Raw genomic sequence first — 15,871 nt, forward strand, 5'->3', positions numbered from 1 at the left:
TGACGGCGCTCGCCGAAACTAACCAGCCTCGCTCGTTGAAACTGTCCAGGTGAGGCGCGGTTGGCGAAGCGTAGTGGATGTCGCCTCGTTAGGCAGCACCTCCGGCGTTCACGGCGCTGCGCACCTTGGCCACAGCCTCGCGATGAGCGCGCATCCGGTAGCTGTCGCCGTCGATGCTCAGCACGGTGGAGTGGTGCAGTAGCCGGTCCAGCATCGCCGCGGCAACAGTGGCGTCATCGTTGAACATCTGGCCCCACTGGGAGATGCCGCGGTTGGTGGTCAGGACGATGCTGCCCTTCAGGTAGCGCTGGGCCACGACCTGGAAGAGCGCCGCGGCGGCTTCGCCGGCGAGAGGGAGGTATCCAAGCTCGTCAACGATGAGCAGACCGGGGCCGGCGAAGAAGCGCATCGTCGTTGCCCAGCGCCCTTCAATGGCGGCGCGGTGGCAGCGGGCCGCGAGGTCGGCAGCGGTCGTGTAGTAGGTGCGGTATCCAGCCTCCACGGCACGGTGGCCGAGAGCCACCGCCAGGTGCGTCTTGCCCACGCCAGGAGGACCGATGAGGAGCACATTGGCAGCCTCCTCCACAAAGCGCAGGGTGCCGAGTTCCTCGACAAGGCGTCTGTCGAGCTTGGGCTGGGCGTCGAAGTCGAAGTCCTCCAGCCGCCACGGTGCCGGCAGACACGAGAAGCGCCGTCGTCCGGCGAGGCGCCGCTCCTCGGTCACCGCCACCTCCACCCGCAGCAAGCGTTCGAGGAACGCCGAGTGGCTCAGCTTCTCCTTGGTGGCGTGGTCGAGTTCGGCGGCCAAGGCCTCGGACGCGGCCTCGAGGTGCAGGTAGGCGAGGTTGCTGCGCAGCTGCTGGTACACGCTCGTCACGGTCACTGGGTCGCCGCCACCGCCTCGACGTAGCGCTGCAGGTCCACGGACACCGCCCAGCCCTCCTCATGGCCGTGCAACTGCGCCGCAGCAGCGAGCGCGGCTGTGCTCGGTGGCCGGTTCTCCTTGCGCCGGCAGGGTCGGTCGGTGGTGAAGCTCCTCAGGACCGCGGCCTCGAGCTCGGCGCGATGCTCGGCGGTGCGCACCACGACGCCGGCGCCGTCGGGCGCGCGGCGATGGGACACCACGAGGCGGTCAGCGCAGCGGATCTCGAGAAGCTCGCTGCCGACCCGGCGCCGCACCTCCACCGAACGGCTCACGAGCCCCGGCGGCACCGAGTACTGGTTGCCCATGTACGCCACCAGCGCGGCCGCGCTCACGCGCCGTGTCACCGTCAGCGTGGCCGGGAACGGAGCCACCGGCAGCAGTTGCAACAGCTCAGCCTCTGCCAGCGTCCGCACCAGCGTTCCGGCACGGGGCAGCGCATCACCGATGCGGATGCAGAACCGGTCCAGGAAAGGCTGCGCCTGCTCGGCGTCGCGGATGTTCGCCGTTCGCCACCAGCGCTGGGCGATGAAGTGGTTGCGACTCTCCACAACGCCTTTGCGGTTGCCGCGTCGCGGCGGGCAGACATCGACACCCACGCCGTAGTACTTTGCGGCGGCGGCGAACCCCGGCAGCAGCCGACCCGTCGCCGTGGACACCACAGCGGCCATGCGGTCGAAACGCCAGCGCCGCGTCGTGCCACCGAGGCGGCGGAGCACGGCGTCGATGCCGGCGATCACGTGTCCCTGGTCCTCGGTCTCGCAGAACACCGCGCGGAAACGCCCGCTGTGACTCAGCGTGCCCACCAACAGATGCAGCGGGCCGTCCGGCCCCGGCAGCTCGAGGAAGTCCCACTGGATCTCCTCGCCGGGCGGATGGGCGATCTCGATGGTCGGTCGGCCACGGACGCCGGCGCAGGGCTCGCAGTGCGGTCGCAGTCCGCGCGTCCTCAGGGCGTGGGTGAAGCGCTGGTAGCTGCGCTCGTAGCCGAGGCCGCGGGCCTCGTCGTACAGCGCCGTCGCCCACACGTGCGGGTCGTCGCGGAGCCGCTGGGCCACGTACTCCTCGAATCGGTCGAAGGGATCCGGCTGGTGTCGGCGCCGGACACCCGGCTGCTTGTCGTCGCGAAGGTACGCGCGAACGGTGACCCGGCTGCGGTTGAGATGGCGGGCGATCGCCGAGATCGACCAACCTCGGCTGCGGAGTGCATGTGCCTCCACGTCTTCCTCCGGTGAGAGCATGTGTCGGGGACTCCGGTGGTGCTGGGCGTCAACACCCACAGCATCCCGGGGTCCTTCTTCGTCGTGTACGCGGTGGTCTCCGCCGCGCTCTCACCCTTCAGACACACAGATCTGAGGTGGTCAGTTTCGACGAGCAGCTCTGGTCAGTTTCGGACGAGCACCGTCACCCTAGTCCGACGACGAATCTCCGATCGAATGACACGCACCGGCGGGATCACGGCGTGGTGTGGCGACAAACCCGCTAGGTGGCCGCACTGAGCCAACCTTGCTCAAGGGTGCTTCACGAACGCTGGCATGCGAGGGAGCCATGATGCCAGGAAGCCGACCCTCCTACGATTGAGCTGTGAACGGCTCACCGACCGCCTTGCAGTGGGCGACGCTGGGCATCGCAGGGTTCGGGGTCCTGCTGGCCGCTATGTCGCTTACTTGGCAGGCCGTCACCTTCCGCCTCACCGGCAGTCGGGTGGTGGCGCACCTCAGGGTCGGAGTGTTGACCGGTGCGTTCGGAGGACAGGGCATCGTCAGCTTCCAGGCCAAGGATGACTGGGAGCAGCAGCTCGTGGCCCTTCAGCAAGAGCATGGTGGCACGCCCATCCTAATTTTGACTGCGTCCAACATCGGGCGGTTGGCCGTGGCCATGCAGGACGCTCAGGCAAAGTCCGACACAAAGTTTGGGTTTAGCCGAGCCGGATGGGCCCTCAATCCAGCCACAGGCGCCTCACTGGACGCCGGACACCAGGCGAGTTGGTATGTCACTCTCGAGGAACTGCAACGAATGCTGGACGTGGATGCGCAGGTTCGTCCACAAAATAACCGACCGATCAAGTGCTGGATGGAACTCAGCCTCGGCGACACCACGACGGTACGCACACGCGAAACCTTCCACATCACTCCGCGTCCGCAGTGAATATTGCTCAGGGTGATTAACGCACCCTGGCCTGCGCCGTGATGCTCTCCGCGGACCCGCGGCACGCGCCACGAGGGCTCGTGCTGAATAGCGAACTTCCCGCCGTTGACCCTGTCAAGCTATCTGCGGACGTATCGGCGGACGATCCACACCAATGGGCCGATGGGCCACGTAACGAAGGCCACGGCTCCCCACCGCCACCCGCTCTCGCCGCACCGCCTTGCATCGAGTGCGACCAAGGCGGCGGTGGCAGCCCAGACGATGGACCACGCACCGATGACGAGCAGATTGTGGGAACCCGTCACACGCGAGCCCCCTCTCGGTCCACGAGCTCAGTTTAGGCTTCGCCAAGCCGCATCTCTGGGTACATTGGCGAATACTGGCCTGGACGACCGGAACGTCCCCCCTCCGAGACGTCGCGCCTTGGATGCAGACCATGTCAGACGGCTATCGCGCTCCAATGCCGTCCACCGTCGACAGTTCTGAGAAGCATGCCGGCGGGGACAGCACCAGCTCGGTTCTCCACGATCGCAACACCCTGCTCGGCAGTCTCAAAGCCGACGTATGTCGGCGTTTGGTTCGCGGACCGATAGACGGTCCCCCACGTCGCGCCGCCGTCAAATGTCGCCATCATGTTGGAGCCGTCCACTATCACGGCGACGGGGGGGTTGGGGGTGGCAACGCCGGCGACACCTGCCGCCGATGCGGGCAACGACTGCCCGAGCCGGCGGAAGGTGACGCCTCCGTCGCGGGACACGTAGTCGCGTACTCCCAACACGCTTGACGGTCCCCAGATGCCCTCGTCGCATACCACGAACAGGTCGGTGCTGCTGGATGCGGCCAGGCTCGCCGGCCCATTGACCTGGCTACAGGGTGGCTGCCACTGAACCCACTGGCCGTTGGACAGGCGCGCGCCGCCGATCACGGTTCGATCCACCTGCACGATCCACCCCGCCTTCGCCTGGAGAACGATCTCGGTGACTGGCACTGGCCCGGCACCGGCGGGGATTGCGGTCGGCGAAAGGTGCCAGCTCTCGGCTGCAACGGCGCTCGTCTCGATCCGAACCCCGAAGTTGCTGTCGATAACAGCTGAGTGCACCAGTCCTCCGGCCGTCTCGAGAGCGCTGACGAATGGGCTCGGCGACAGCCCAGGCAGCGCGACGCGATGCCAGGTGGTCGATCCGTCATGGGTGACCCATAGGTCGGGGTGGAACGCCCAGCCATCCATCGAGTCGGCAAAGCGCAACTGCGACACGCCACCAGACTGATAGCCGTTTGAAAGCTGCGTCGGCGGAGCTGGAACGCTGACCCAACTGCGCCCCGCGTCCTCAGTGCGATGTATCGACAAGGCGCCGGACACCGTTCCCAGCACCCATCCTTCCTGCGGCGAGACATAGGTCACGGATGCGACGGAAAATGCTGGAGCACCCGGGCTGGCCGTCGGCGATGAGGAACTCGACGGCTCGGGAACCGCATTGGTTCCGAGACTGGGGACGGAACTCGCTGTCGTACTGGTCGAGCCTCGGGGAGGCGCAGAGCAGCCTGCAAGCGCAACGCATCCAAGCAAGATCAGCGGAACTAGAATCGCCCGTGATCTCGCTCGCATCACCGCTTCTCCTGCGCGATCGGCTGGCACTGCCCGGCAGAGCGCGTTATCAGAACGCTGCTGTCTCCGGCGGGGTTACTGGCACGTCTGAGGGCGGACAGGTAGCAGCATCGTCGAGGAACTGCCGGCATCGAGCGGTCAAGGGTGATTCACGGACCTGACCTGGACGAGCCGACCGTCAGTACTCGAGCGAAACCAGAACCGTCGGCTAGGTGGACGACCAAATGGTAGGTTCCCGGACGGGGCGCAAAGTCGAGACCTCCCGACATCTGGTCTCCCCCAAAGGTAAGTCCGGTCCCGTGGAGCAGTGGCGTCAGCGTCCCGCCGGTCGAGTCCACGAGCCGGGGGGTGAACGGGTCCAGGAAGACGCCGATCGGCAGGGGCGGCGTCCACGTGGTCACCCCTGGTGGCAGCGATGGAGGCCGGGCTGCATTCGCGGTGGCGGCGTTGATGGCGGCCAGGACCGCAGGCCCCTGAACCTGCCAGTCGATGTGCACAACCGCTGACCCGGTGATGGTCACTTGCGGGAAGGTGTACGTCGCACCGCTGACCCCCGCCGGTTCCCAGTGCGCCACGGTCGCAGGGTGGCGCAACAGCACGAAGTGAACCGTCCACATCCCGCCGACATCCGGCCCGCCGAGGGGCGCCCAGGTCTGCGCTTGGAGAGTCAATCGTGCACCGAGTACGGCCGCGGGGCCGCTGGTCGGAGCGAACTGTGCCACCAATGCAAGGGGCTGCCCGGCCAGGTGTGGCCTGGATGCGTCGGGGGCAAGCAGGCTGATGCCGGGTCCGTCGTAGCGCCTCCCGAACTGGTCCGTCAGCGACAAGGTGCGAAATGCGTTGCCTTCAAACTTCGGCGAGGGCCCGCGCTCCTGGAAAAACAGGAGCGTCTGGTTCTCGTCCGCGTAGCCGGCACTGACATGAACGCTGATGCCATCGTGCTCAGCTGTGGCGTCGAGGGCGGTGACATCCGCAGCACTGAGGCCCGTCCATCCAAGAATCGTTCCCAGTCCGGGAACTTCGGCCAGCTTGGCGGCGTATGCCGGCGACAGGTAGAGGGCGGCGGTGTTGAGGATCAAAATGCCGGCCAGGACCGAAACGAGCCGCCAACGCCGAGGACGGTTACCCCTTTTCGGTCGTGTCTCCGGAGCCGCTGCCGCCGCGGCCAAGGCATGCCCAGCGACCTCGACGGTGCGAGGAGGGGCAATTTCCCGGAGCCGTTGGCTGAGCGATTCGCGATCGGGAAGCAGGCTGATCATGATGACGGCTCCTGGAGCATGCCCCGAAGGGCGGTGATGGCTCGGTAAGTGGCGACCGAGGCTGCTGCGCGGGAGATGCCGAGCGCCCGTCCGACCGCGGCGTGGTCGAGATCTGCGCCAAACCGCAGGGCGACCACGGATCGCTGGTGTGGAGTGAGTTGCCGCACCGCGGCCAGCAGGCGGTCGTCGCTGATACCGACGGGAATGTCGTCCGGAGGTGACGGAGGGCTGTCACGCAACGAGGCGAGCCGCTCCATCAGGCTGTGCCGGCGCCGAGCGGACCTGCCCGCGTCTCGGGCGGCGTTGACCACGATCCGCCACAGCCATGCCTCGGCTTCGCCGCGCTCGGGGTCGAAGCGTGGTAAGGCCCGTAAGGCTTTCTCCAACGCTGTCTGCGCCAGGTCGTCGGCCTCGGCCTGATCGCCCGCCAGCATGAGAGCAAATCGGTGGACGCGTCCCGCGTACTCGCGACACAGCTCTTCGGGGGTCAGCCGCTTCGCCGTGGCGGCCTCTCGCCCGCCCGGGGAGGTATCGACCGAGGTTTCCGCAGGTTGGCTCATGTCACATCTACGCCTCTCACCAGCGTGGCGTAACGCGTGGGTTCGGGCCAGGCGAGCGGTCAGTTGGCGACCACGTCAGCTAGATGCGAAGCCTATAGGACCGCGGCCCACTCGCCGCTGTTGCTCCTCGTACGACGGCGTTCTCGCCAAGGATTTGGCCAGGGAATTGACTAGCCTGAACGGCGCGCCGGACGACCCCAGGGGTTCTGGCCTGCGCGACCAGAGGCAGGGCGACGCCCGGTAGGTCGTCACCCCTGGGTAGCGTAAGCCGCCACATCTCCAGATGCACCATAAGTTGCTGGCCTCGGCGTACCAACCGGCACACGAGGTGGCGAGGCCGCCACTGCTCACTTGGGGTGGTGAACGGTTGCCGGCGGCCCTCGACGTGCATGCTAGATTGGTGGCAGACTTGCCGCCATGCCGCTTCCCATCTGGATAGTCGGAATCCGCGACCCGGCTTACGCCTATATGTTGCGGAGCAGCGGAGTGCGGAGGCCGCGTTCAGGCCTTCGGCGGCGGCGAGGCAGTGGCAATGTTGTGGTGGGCTACGTCCCCTTGTCATCCGCAGGCTCGGAGCGTGCCCGCCAACCGAGTGATCAAGAGATCCACGAACTTCGAACCCAGGGCGCCGAGAGCAACCGCCGCTTTATGGCTCGGTTCAACGACATGGAGAAGCGATACGGCGAGCTTCTTCGTGCAACCGCCGCAGAGCTGATGCGCACTGACGCCGCAACACTCCGCACAACCGCCGGGGACATCCAGGCGCGGATCATTTCGTTCAGGAACGAGGCTGTAGTCCTCGAGATTCATTACCCCGGAGGAGGCCGGAGCCAGGCCCGATTGTCACGGTCAACGGTAGGTGAGCAGTCCGTACACGGGTTAGCAAGTGCGGTGGCGCAGGCGCGCCCGGATGCTGAGCCACTGGGCGGCTGATCGACCGCAAACGCGAGAGCGATTGGAATCCCCAGGAGGCTTGGCGGCCCCTGCGGTTTTCAAGCTGGCGCGGATGATGTTTGCGCTGGGTTGGGGAAGGACGGGTAAGTTCGGAGCACGGGAGCGAACCGGTCGTGGGCGGCCGCCTGTGCGCGTCGTCGGCCGTCCGTGAAGGTGTCTCTATGAAGAAGGCCGTGATGTCAAGTCGCGGTGTTGCGCTTCGTCGTCATGGCGGTTTGCTAAGCGTGCGTTGATAAACGAGCGTATTGCTCATCTCTCTATCGCCCCCTCGTGGGGAGGATCAGGTCACATGGGAGCATCCGGTAGCCCAATTCAGCGAGGGTCGTCAAGCGACCAGACACCTTTGGGGGCCTGCCGGATGGAACGCTTGGTCGCGAGTGAGCATGTGCCAGATCGCGTCGCTGAGACGACGCGCCACCTCGACGCGCGCAACCTTGCTGCCGCGCTGCTTGCCGAGGCGCTTCTTGGTGGCCTCGTAGTGGTCGTGGAACGCGGGATGACGATGGGCGTGCGTCGCCGCCTCGACGAGAGCCCAGCGCAGGTAGGTGGGGCCATTCTTCGCCAAGCTTCCGCGGCGGTCCTTGCCGCCGGACTGATAGACGCGAGGACAGAGGCCGGTGTACCCGCAGAGCTTCTTGGGCGTGGCGAAACGGCTGATGTCGCCGATCTCGGACGCGATGGTGTACGCGAGGACCCAGCCGACGCCGGGGATGGTCATGAGGTTGGGGATGTAGGGGTGGGCGACGCCGAGTGCGCGCAGTTCGCGTTCGCGAGCGTCGATCTCGGCGTCGAGCTGCTCGATGAGACGCATGCTGGCCTCCACTGTTCCCGGCCAGGGCTCGGGCACTTCCATCGCAGCGAGGCGGCGGCGCCCTTCGACGCCGAAGAGGTCGGAGGTCGGGCACTGGTGACCGAATGTCAGCAGGGTGGCGTGGATCCGGTTCTTCAGGGCGACACGGTGACGCACCAGATGGAGACGCCAGCGAGCCCGCTCCCGCTCACCACGGTTCTCCGGAGTCGGGAGCCAGATCGCCGGGACCAGGTCGCGCCGGCAGAGTTCGGCGAGCACCCGGGCGTCGATCTTGTCGGTCTTGCACGCGAGCGGTGCCAAACCTTTGGTCCGTACTGCGTCGGCGACGTCGACGTTCCACCCGGCCAGCTCGAGCTCGTCGTGGATGAAGCGAGCGCCGGTCATGGATTCGATCGCCGCGTGGATCGGCTCCCCGTACTTGTCGAGCCGACGGACCAGAGCATCCAACCCGTCGCGGTCGGGCAGAACACCCCACGTGTCGACGGTGTCCCCGTCGTCGTTCATGACGTGGACGTCGAGTCGCTTCCTGCTGAGATCCAGCCCAACATGCATCATTGTTTGGGGCCTCCTCTGGCGCTGCCGGTTGCTGACAACCCGAAGGCTGCCATGTGGAGGCCCTCTTCATGGCATTCAACAAAGGTGTCACTAGTAAGCCAGCCCGGTTCAGTCTCGCACAATAGCAAGCGTTCGTCGATGAGATCTCTGCCTACAGCCTTGCCTGTTGCGGACTCGCGGTCCGTTATGGGTTGACGCGCAGGAAACCGCGGCGGACATTGTCGCGAAGATGGATGTTCGCTTTCCCCCCAAGCTGCGCCGTGGCGACTCAGTTCGGGTAGTCGCACCGGCCCGGTCACGGGCGTTGGTTCAGGAGTACGACCACAGCGCCCAGATTGAGGCGCGCTTTACCGAGATGGGTCTGAAGCTCGCCTACGGCCGGCATGTTGACGAGCGCGACGACTTCGACTCCTCCTCCATAGTCTCCCGGATCCAGGACCTGCACGACGCATTCGGCGACCCGAGCGTGGCAGCGGTCCTCACTGTGATCGGCGGCTTCAACAGCAACGAACTCCTGCCCCACATCGACTGGGCTGTCATCGCCGCCAACCCCAAAATCGTGTGCGGGTACTCCGACATCACCGCGCTGCAGAACGCGATCCTGGCCAAGACAGGGCTGGTGACATACTCCGGGCCTCATTGGGCCAGCTTCGGAATGCGTGACCAATTCGACCAGACCCAGCAGTGGTTCTTGGACGCCTTGTTCGACTCGGGTCCCGTCGAGCTCCGCCCGGCGCTGACCTGGACTGATGACCCGTGGTTCCTAGATCAGGATCGCCGGGAGGAACTCCCTGGAGAAGGTTGGTGGGGTCTGCAGGAGGGCAGCGCCGAGGGCAGGATCATTGGCACCAACCTCTGCACGCTGAACCTGCTGCAGGGGACCGAGATGATGCCCCCGCTGGACGGAGCCCTGCTGGCTCTTGAGGATGACTCGTCGAGCGGCCCGGTGACGTTCGCTCGGGACCTCACATCACTACTTCAGCTTCCTGATGCGTGTGGAATTCGCGGTTTGGTTATCGGCCGCTTCCAGCGCGAGAGCCACATGACCCGAAGCCTGCTTGAGCAAATCGTCGCTCGGCAGCCGCCCCTCGCCGGCCTTCCGGTGCTCGCGAACGCAGACTTCGGGCACACCTTTCCTTTGGCCACCCTGCCAATCGGCGGAACTGTCGCGTTGACCGTTGCCGACACGAGCACCCTCACCATCACACAGCATTAGCGGGAGGTCTCATGTTTGTGCGGCGACGGCTGGGTAGATCAGTGCCCAGGCCCTTGAGAACTACCAGTCCGGGCAGGCGACGTCCGCATTCGGCCGGGTGAGTAATGAACGCTGAACACGCGCCTGACCGGGCGCTCGGCGGCGGGACGCGGGGGTACCCGCTCCGTTTCGGCACCAACGCGCTTCTCGTCGGTGTGGTGGACGCATGACCACGACGGTTTGCGTGCGGCCGGTGCGGCCTGGCGAGTACGAGGAGGCGGGCGCTGTGACGGCGCTCGCGTATGGCGACTTCATGCCGCCCGTTCGTGACTCTGGCATGTACGAGAAGCGGCTCGCCGACGTCGCCGGCCGTGCCACGCGTGCGCTAGTCTTGGTGGCCGATCTGGACGGCACAATCGCAGCCACCGCCACGCTGGAGCTGGACCAGCGGATTAACCCCGATTCACAGCAGCCGCTGCTGGAAGCCGACGAGGCACACCTGCGCATGCTCGGAGTGCACCCGGACCACCGCCGGCGCGGGATTGGGCGCCTCCTGGTCGACGCGTGCATCGAGCATGCGCGAGAGTGGGGGAAGCGCCGGCTCACGCTCGATACCACCGAGCGCATGGTCGGGGCCCGCGCGCTGTACGAGGGGATGGGATTCAGATTTCGCGGCTACTCGGATCGTATCCCTGAGGTGCTCATCCTGATGTACGAACGCGAAGTCACGGCGGACTTACCGTGCCTGCAGGATCCCTGTCGATAGGCTTGGGTCGTGGTGGCAAACGCTGACCGAACGCCCCTGTCCCGTCCGTACCGCACCGCCGCTCGGTATTACGGTGCCCGAGCGCCGTACTCCGATGAGCTTCGGACGGTCCTCGCCACACGGCTAGGATGGGATGGCCGTGGCCGCCTCCTCGACATCGGATGTGGACCTGGCGTAATCGCGCTCCAGTTGGCCGCCAGCTTCGAGGAGGTCATTGGTCTCGACCCTGAAGAGGCGATGTTGGCTGAAGCCCGCAACGCGACGCCGACAGAAGCGCTACCGAAGACACGCTGGCTGCGCGGTAGAGCTGAGGAACTTCCCTCTATGAATCTTGGCTCGCTTAGGGCAGTCACACTCGGCCAGTCTTTCCACTGGATGGACAAATACAACGTCGCTGAGAGTATTTACGACGCTCTGGAGGGCGGCGGCAGCATGCTACTGATTCACCACGATTCTCCGGAGACCGAGCCGCCTCTCGTGTCCCAGAACCAGTCATCGCACCCAGCCGTTCCGGATGACGCAGTCAATAACGTCCTCATCCGATGGCTCGGCCACGGAAAGCCACCGCCCCATCCAGACCAAGAGCCGTACAGCGAGCTTCTTGCACGAACCCGTTTTGGCCGACCCGATCGTCTATTGCTTCCGGGGCGGCCGGACGTCGTACGGAGTGTGGACGAGGTGATTGATAACTACCTGTCGATGTCGTTCGCCGCGCCGGATCTTTTCGGCTCACGTCTGGCCGACTTCCGCGCCGAGCTGAGGACAGTCCTCGACAACCATACAGAGACGGGTTTCTTCCGGCTGTGGCCAGGGAACACGGAGATTCTCATCGCCGTTAAGTCCGTCGCGGGGCAGTAGCCCGCGCGGAGGTGGACGGCTCGCGTCGCGCGCGGACTGCAAAGAAGGCCGGGACCTCCTTATACACGGGCCGCTGGTCGCGTAGAAGTGCGCTGGGGCGAGGTTCGTCAACGGCCTCGAGACGGAACCCCGCTACGAGCACCGCGTTGAGGTAGGCGCTCAGAGGACGATGGTAGGTTCCGGCACGTCTCACACCGTTGGGATTCGACGACCTCCAGAACCGCTCCTCGAAGTAGCCGTTGGAAAAGACGCCGGCCGCACCGTCAGCTCCCGTCAAGGTCACGCTGTTAGGAGCGAGAAAGCAGGGGTGCCCGATGACGAACACGAACCATCCGGCCGGCTTCAACACGCGCCGCACGGCCCGCAGGGTGGCCGGCAGATCGGGGATATCCATCAATGCCAACTGGCACGTGGCCCCATCGAACGATGCGTCCTCGAACGCGTCCAGGTTTTGGGCGTCGTCGACTACGTAAGAAATCGGCTTGCCCGCGGACGCGCCGTGCTTCCTGGCCAACTCGACCATCGTCGCCGAGCTGTCGGTCCCAATCACCTGGTCTGCTCCACTGTCGAGTAGGGCCCGCGTGGCCAGCCCTTGTCCGCAGGCAACGTCGAGGACTGCGCTGCCATGAAGGTCCGGGAGAAGCCCAACGAGGCAAGCAAGCGCTGTCTCATGCGTTCCGCTGCCGGCCTGCACCAGTTCGTCATACCAGCCGGCGATGTCCGACCAGGTGGGTACGTGCGCATCGCTGTTCATCCGGACCATCCTCCCAAGTGGCGGGCGTCAGCCGCTACGGCCGTGAAAGTAGGCCTCTGCAGCGGATCAATCGCTTGGTCCCGCCGCGGACTCAACTTCGCGAGCGAAGCCACCGCAGCCCTCATGCAGCAGCGAGGCTAATGACGGCGCGTAGGGAGAGACCAGCGTCGCTGATGCCGGTGGCACGCCCATTGCTACGATCGATGATGCAGAGCACGTGATCGACGACGGCGCCCTCGTTGCGGAGCGCGGCGACGGATTCGACCACTTGGCCGCCGGTGGTAATCACATCCTCGATCACCAACACATGCCGGCCCGTGACGTCGGCCCCTTCGGCGAGACGTTCGGTGCCGTATTCCTTGCGGGTCTTGCGGACGAAAGCGGCGGGCAGACCGGTGTGCAGGGAGAGCGCCGTGGCGACGGGTATACCACCGAGTTCGAGGCCGGCGAGGACCTGTGTGTCCGGCGGGACGAGAAGCGCCGCTGCCTCGGCTACCTCGCGCAGAAGGTCCGGCCGGGCTTCAAACAGGTACTTGTCGAAGTATTGGTTCGCCACCGTTCCCGACCGCAGCGTGAACCGCCCGTGGAGCAAGCAGAGACTGACGAGGCGGTCTGCGAGGCTCGAATCCTTGGCCTCGTCGCCGCTGTTTGCGGGATTTCGGGGGCCGGGGTGCATCGACCTGACATTACGGAAGGCGAGGCTCCTCCCACTCAGTTGGCGGCAGCGGGCACGACCACGAGCGAGGCTGCCATCAGCTCGCAGGCGGAGGGGACCCCTACCTCGCCAGGCGAAGATCCTCCGCCAGGTTCCGCGCAAACCTTGTGAGATCGAGCGCCGTCAACTGCTCTTGCCCGAACCATTGCGCCTCCGATACCTCAGTCCCGTCGGGTTGGAGGTCGCCACCGACTACCTGGGCCTCATAGACCGCTGCCATGTAAGCCACTCGGTCTCCGTTTTGATAAGTCACTTCGAAGCGCTGACCTCCGACGACCGTAAGCAGGCGACCAAGCTCCACCTCCAGCCCGATCTCTTCGGCGACCTCCCGAACTCCCGCCAGCTCGGGCGTCTCGCCGGGCTCAACTCCTCCTCCCAGGAATGCCCATGACCCGGTGTCCACATGGCGGACGAGGAGCAATCGTTGAAGCGGATCTCGAGGCAGGACGACCACCGCGGGCAGGAGTAGTAGGTCGCTTCCAAGAGCGTCCCGGAGGCGCTGCACGTACGATGACATCGGCACCAAGCCACAGTACCTGACGAACCTTCAGCATCTAACGCCGTGGCTTGGAGCGCGCGATGGACGATTAGGAACCGCCGACTATTCAGAGCCTCTCAACCGCAGCGCCAGCGATTGATCACCATGGCGCCGCTTCCCTTGAGTCCTACCAGTCCGCAAGGCGTGTCGCCGAGAGCTACTATCGCCGACCGATGGCAATGGAACCCGCGGCGGCCGCTGATGCACTTCCTCCCTACGAACTCGGTTTCCCACGCACCGACATGCGGCGCAAGCTTGTTGAGGCTGTCCTGAGCGGCGCGAAGACCGCGACGGCCAGCCTGCGGGCGATGTACGAACCCTTCACGAAGGATCCTCTTCCCAGATCTGGCGGGCGGTTCTCTCTAGTTGGCTACTCCGACGAACCCTTGGGGGCGGTGGAGGTGACCGGCGTGAGCGTAGTGCCGCTCGACGAGGTTGATCTGGAGTTCGCGGTCGACGAAGGCGAGGGTTACACGACCATCGCCGAGTGGCGCGCGGCCGCGAGGGAGTCCTGGCCGGCCTACAACGTCACCGGCACAACCCTTGTGGTGTGCGAGCGTTTTCGTTTCGTGGGGCCGGACGGCCACGCCTAGTACTACAACGATAGTTACTCATGGTCACGCAGCCACCGACGGCGGTGCGACGCGGTGGCAGACGCCTTGCGCTTCTGCTGCGCGGCCAGCCACGCCAGTGCGATGTGCGCGTTCCATTCGACGCGCGGCAGGACCACCTCGAGCAGCTGGCGCACCTCGGGAACGCTGAGGCCTGTCGATTTTTTTCCCCCACCTCCGCTGCACCGATTTGAGAAACGCCAGCGCCATCAGCGACATCGTCATGTGGTGGTACCAGCCACGTAGCTTGGTCACCTCGTAGTGGTCGAGGCCGACCTCTCCTTTGGCCAGCTCAAAGTTCTCCTCGATGGTCCAGCGCAGGCAGCCCGTCCACGCCATCTCCGCCAGGGTCATGGTTGCCGGCGCGTTGGAGAGATAGAACTTGATCTCGCCACCACCGACGGGGCGACGCAGCATCAGCCAACTCTCCGGACCCGGACGACGGTGCCGCTTCTCGATCACGCGACGCCGAGCGAACTCGTACTCGCGGGGCCCCTTGGCGCCCTCCTTGATCCGGTGGCGGACCCATGCCGTGTCATCGAGGCCGGCGGCAACCTGCGCGACCGTCAGTGATCGCGGCGAACTCGAGGTCGGTCGCCGCTGAGTGCTCGGGCGGCCGTGTCCGCCGCGCCGTGCTGGCACCGCCCAAGCGGGTTGGTCGCACCAGACATCGGAGTTCGACGAGACCTCGAAGCAGTACCAACGGTCCAGCGCATCGACCAGCGCTCGGAGGTCGTGGCTGTCACCGTAGGCGGCGTCGCCAGTGACCCACTGGTAGCCGAGATGACCGGCCTCGTGCGCGTGGCGCACCATCGCCGCGCCCAATTCGAGCTTGGTGTGGAATGTCACGTCGTCGGGGATGTGCGCCCGCCGCCGCCGCGCCGCCGACGTGTCCTCGAACCAGTCTCGCATCAGGTACAGCCGGCGATCGACGAGTGTGTGTCCCTTGTCCGATGCGTAGGCGAGGAACACGCCGACCTGGCAGTTGTCGGTCCGGCCCAGAGTGCCCGAGTACTGGCGTCCCACGCCGGCCGACCAGGTGCCCTTCTTGGCAAAGCCGGTGTCATCGAGGATCAGTACGCCATTCTCGGCGCCGAGGTGCTCGCCGACGAAGCGTTGCACTTCGTCGATGCAGCCGTCGTCGTCCCAGGGGGAGACACTGATGAACTGCTGGAGACCGCGAATCGGCATCTCCACCTGCTCCGCGATGTTCTCGACGTTCTTGCGCTCGAGCGGCAGCAGCAGACCACCGAGGTACCGCTGCGCCGCCGTCCGACCTTCGGTGCGGCAGAAGAACGAACCGAAGCGTGCGTGGAACGCCTCCAGCTCCGGCAGCAAGTCGTCAAGATCGCGGCTGTTCATGGCTGAGGTCCTCGTCGCGGACACCATGATGGCAACGTGGCGAAGGCGGTGTCCGTCACCGCGAACTCTACCCCGGCTCTCCTGCCAGTGGCGACATAACTATCGTTGTAGTACTAGCAGGGTGCTGAAAAACCCCTTGTCGGGTTAAACAGAAATGTGAGAGTCTTGTGGGGACACGTCCCAGCAGGAGATTTCACATGCGTGGCAGCACACTGCAGCAGGGAGAGATCCTCTCCACCCTAACGCCCGACCAACTG

15 protein-coding genes are annotated in these 15,871 nt (G+C 65.5%); 5 read left to right on the forward strand and 10 right to left on the reverse strand.

Annotated elements, in window-relative coordinates; translation table 11 throughout:
- Positions 1-88: 88 nt before the first annotated feature.
- Positions 89-883, reverse strand: coding sequence for an IS21-like element helper ATPase IstB (gene istB / locus JF886_RS04295; protein WP_337309957.1), 795 nt, complete (start codon positions 881-883; stop codon positions 89-91).
- A complete protein-coding gene (gene istA / locus JF886_RS04300; protein ID WP_502711393.1) occupies positions 880-2,142 on the reverse strand; it encodes an IS21 family transposase in 1,263 nt (420 codons plus the stop codon). Before istA ends, istB begins: the two co-directional genes overlap by 4 nt.
- A gap of 364 nt (positions 2,143-2,506) precedes the next feature.
- Here istA and JF886_RS04305 point away from each other — a divergent pair, with 364 nt between their 5' ends.
- Positions 2,507-3,070, forward strand: a complete 564-nt coding sequence (locus JF886_RS04305; protein ID WP_337309961.1) for a hypothetical protein — start codon at positions 2,507-2,509, stop codon at positions 3,068-3,070.
- 439 nt (positions 3,071-3,509) lie between these two features.
- On the opposite strand, the gene JF886_RS04310 is transcribed toward JF886_RS04305, so the two are convergent.
- The 4 genes from JF886_RS04310 to JF886_RS04325 all read right to left on the reverse strand — a co-directional run bounded on the left by JF886_RS04310 (position 3,510) and on the right by JF886_RS04325 (position 8,812).
- Positions 3,510-4,325, reverse strand: coding sequence for a beta propeller repeat protein (locus JF886_RS04310; RefSeq protein WP_337309963.1), 816 nt, complete (start codon positions 4,323-4,325; stop codon positions 3,510-3,512).
- A gap of 500 nt (positions 4,326-4,825) precedes the next feature.
- A complete protein-coding gene (locus JF886_RS04315; RefSeq protein ID WP_337309965.1) occupies positions 4,826-5,935 on the reverse strand; it encodes a DUF4179 domain-containing protein in 1,110 nt (369 codons plus the stop codon).
- On the reverse strand, positions 5,932-6,495 hold the full coding sequence (locus JF886_RS04320) for an RNA polymerase sigma factor (RefSeq protein WP_337309967.1): 564 nt from the start codon (positions 6,493-6,495) through the stop codon (positions 5,932-5,934). The genes JF886_RS04315 and JF886_RS04320 overlap by 4 nt, the downstream gene beginning before the upstream one ends.
- A 1,279-nt stretch (positions 6,496-7,774) precedes the next feature.
- Positions 7,775-8,812: an IS110 family RNA-guided transposase gene (locus JF886_RS04325; RefSeq protein ID WP_337309968.1), complete on the reverse strand. Its 1,038-nt coding sequence runs from the start codon at positions 8,810-8,812 to the stop codon at positions 7,775-7,777.
- Positions 8,813-9,044: 232 nt separating this feature from the next.
- Here JF886_RS04325 and JF886_RS04330 point away from each other — a divergent pair, with 232 nt between their 5' ends.
- The 3 genes from JF886_RS04330 to JF886_RS04340 all read left to right on the forward strand — a co-directional run bounded on the left by JF886_RS04330 (position 9,045) and on the right by JF886_RS04340 (position 11,634).
- Positions 9,045-10,031 carry a S66 family peptidase gene (locus JF886_RS04330; RefSeq protein WP_337309982.1) on the forward strand — a complete coding sequence of 329 codons (987 nt, stop codon included), beginning with the start codon at positions 9,045-9,047 and terminating at the stop codon, positions 10,029-10,031.
- A 205-nt stretch (positions 10,032-10,236) separates the two neighbouring features.
- On the forward strand, positions 10,237-10,776 hold the full coding sequence (locus JF886_RS04335) for a GNAT family N-acetyltransferase (RefSeq protein ID WP_337309970.1): 540 nt from the start codon (positions 10,237-10,239) through the stop codon (positions 10,774-10,776).
- A gap of 12 nt (positions 10,777-10,788) precedes the next feature.
- The gene (locus JF886_RS04340; RefSeq protein WP_337309972.1) at positions 10,789-11,634 is read left to right on the forward strand and encodes a class I SAM-dependent methyltransferase; all 846 of its coding nucleotides are present in this window, start codon (positions 10,789-10,791) and stop codon (positions 11,632-11,634) included.
- Here the strand turns inward: JF886_RS04340 and JF886_RS04345 are convergent.
- The 3 genes from JF886_RS04345 to JF886_RS04355 form a co-directional block, all read right to left on the reverse strand.
- A complete protein-coding gene (locus tag JF886_RS04345; protein ID WP_337309974.1) occupies positions 11,612-12,388 on the reverse strand; it encodes a class I SAM-dependent methyltransferase in 777 nt (258 codons plus the stop codon). The genes JF886_RS04340 and JF886_RS04345 overlap by 23 nt on opposite strands.
- 121 nt (positions 12,389-12,509) lie before the next feature.
- Positions 12,510-13,064, reverse strand: a complete 555-nt coding sequence (gene pyrE / locus JF886_RS04350; RefSeq protein WP_337309976.1) for an orotate phosphoribosyltransferase — start codon at positions 13,062-13,064, stop codon at positions 12,510-12,512.
- 100 nt (positions 13,065-13,164) lie between these two features.
- On the reverse strand, positions 13,165-13,620 hold the full coding sequence (locus tag JF886_RS04355) for an NUDIX domain-containing protein (protein ID WP_337309984.1): 456 nt from the start codon (positions 13,618-13,620) through the stop codon (positions 13,165-13,167).
- Positions 13,621-13,814: 194 nt separating this feature from the next.
- Here JF886_RS04355 and JF886_RS04360 point away from each other — a divergent pair, with 194 nt between their 5' ends.
- Positions 13,815-14,234 carry an ASCH domain-containing protein gene (locus JF886_RS04360; RefSeq protein WP_337309978.1) on the forward strand — a complete coding sequence of 140 codons (420 nt, stop codon included), beginning with the start codon at positions 13,815-13,817 and terminating at the stop codon, positions 14,232-14,234.
- Positions 14,235-14,258: 24 nt separating this feature from the next.
- On the opposite strand, the gene JF886_RS04365 is transcribed toward JF886_RS04360, so the two are convergent.
- A complete protein-coding gene (locus tag JF886_RS04365) occupies positions 14,259-15,614 on the reverse strand; it encodes an IS701 family transposase (protein ID WP_337309980.1) in 1,356 nt (451 codons plus the stop codon).
- Positions 15,615-15,871: the final 257 nt, after the last annotated feature.

This window comes from Candidatus Aeolococcus gillhamiae (assembly GCF_016464765.1).
GTDB lineage: Bacteria > Chloroflexota > Dormibacteria > Aeolococcales > Aeolococcaceae > Aeolococcus > Aeolococcus gillhamiae.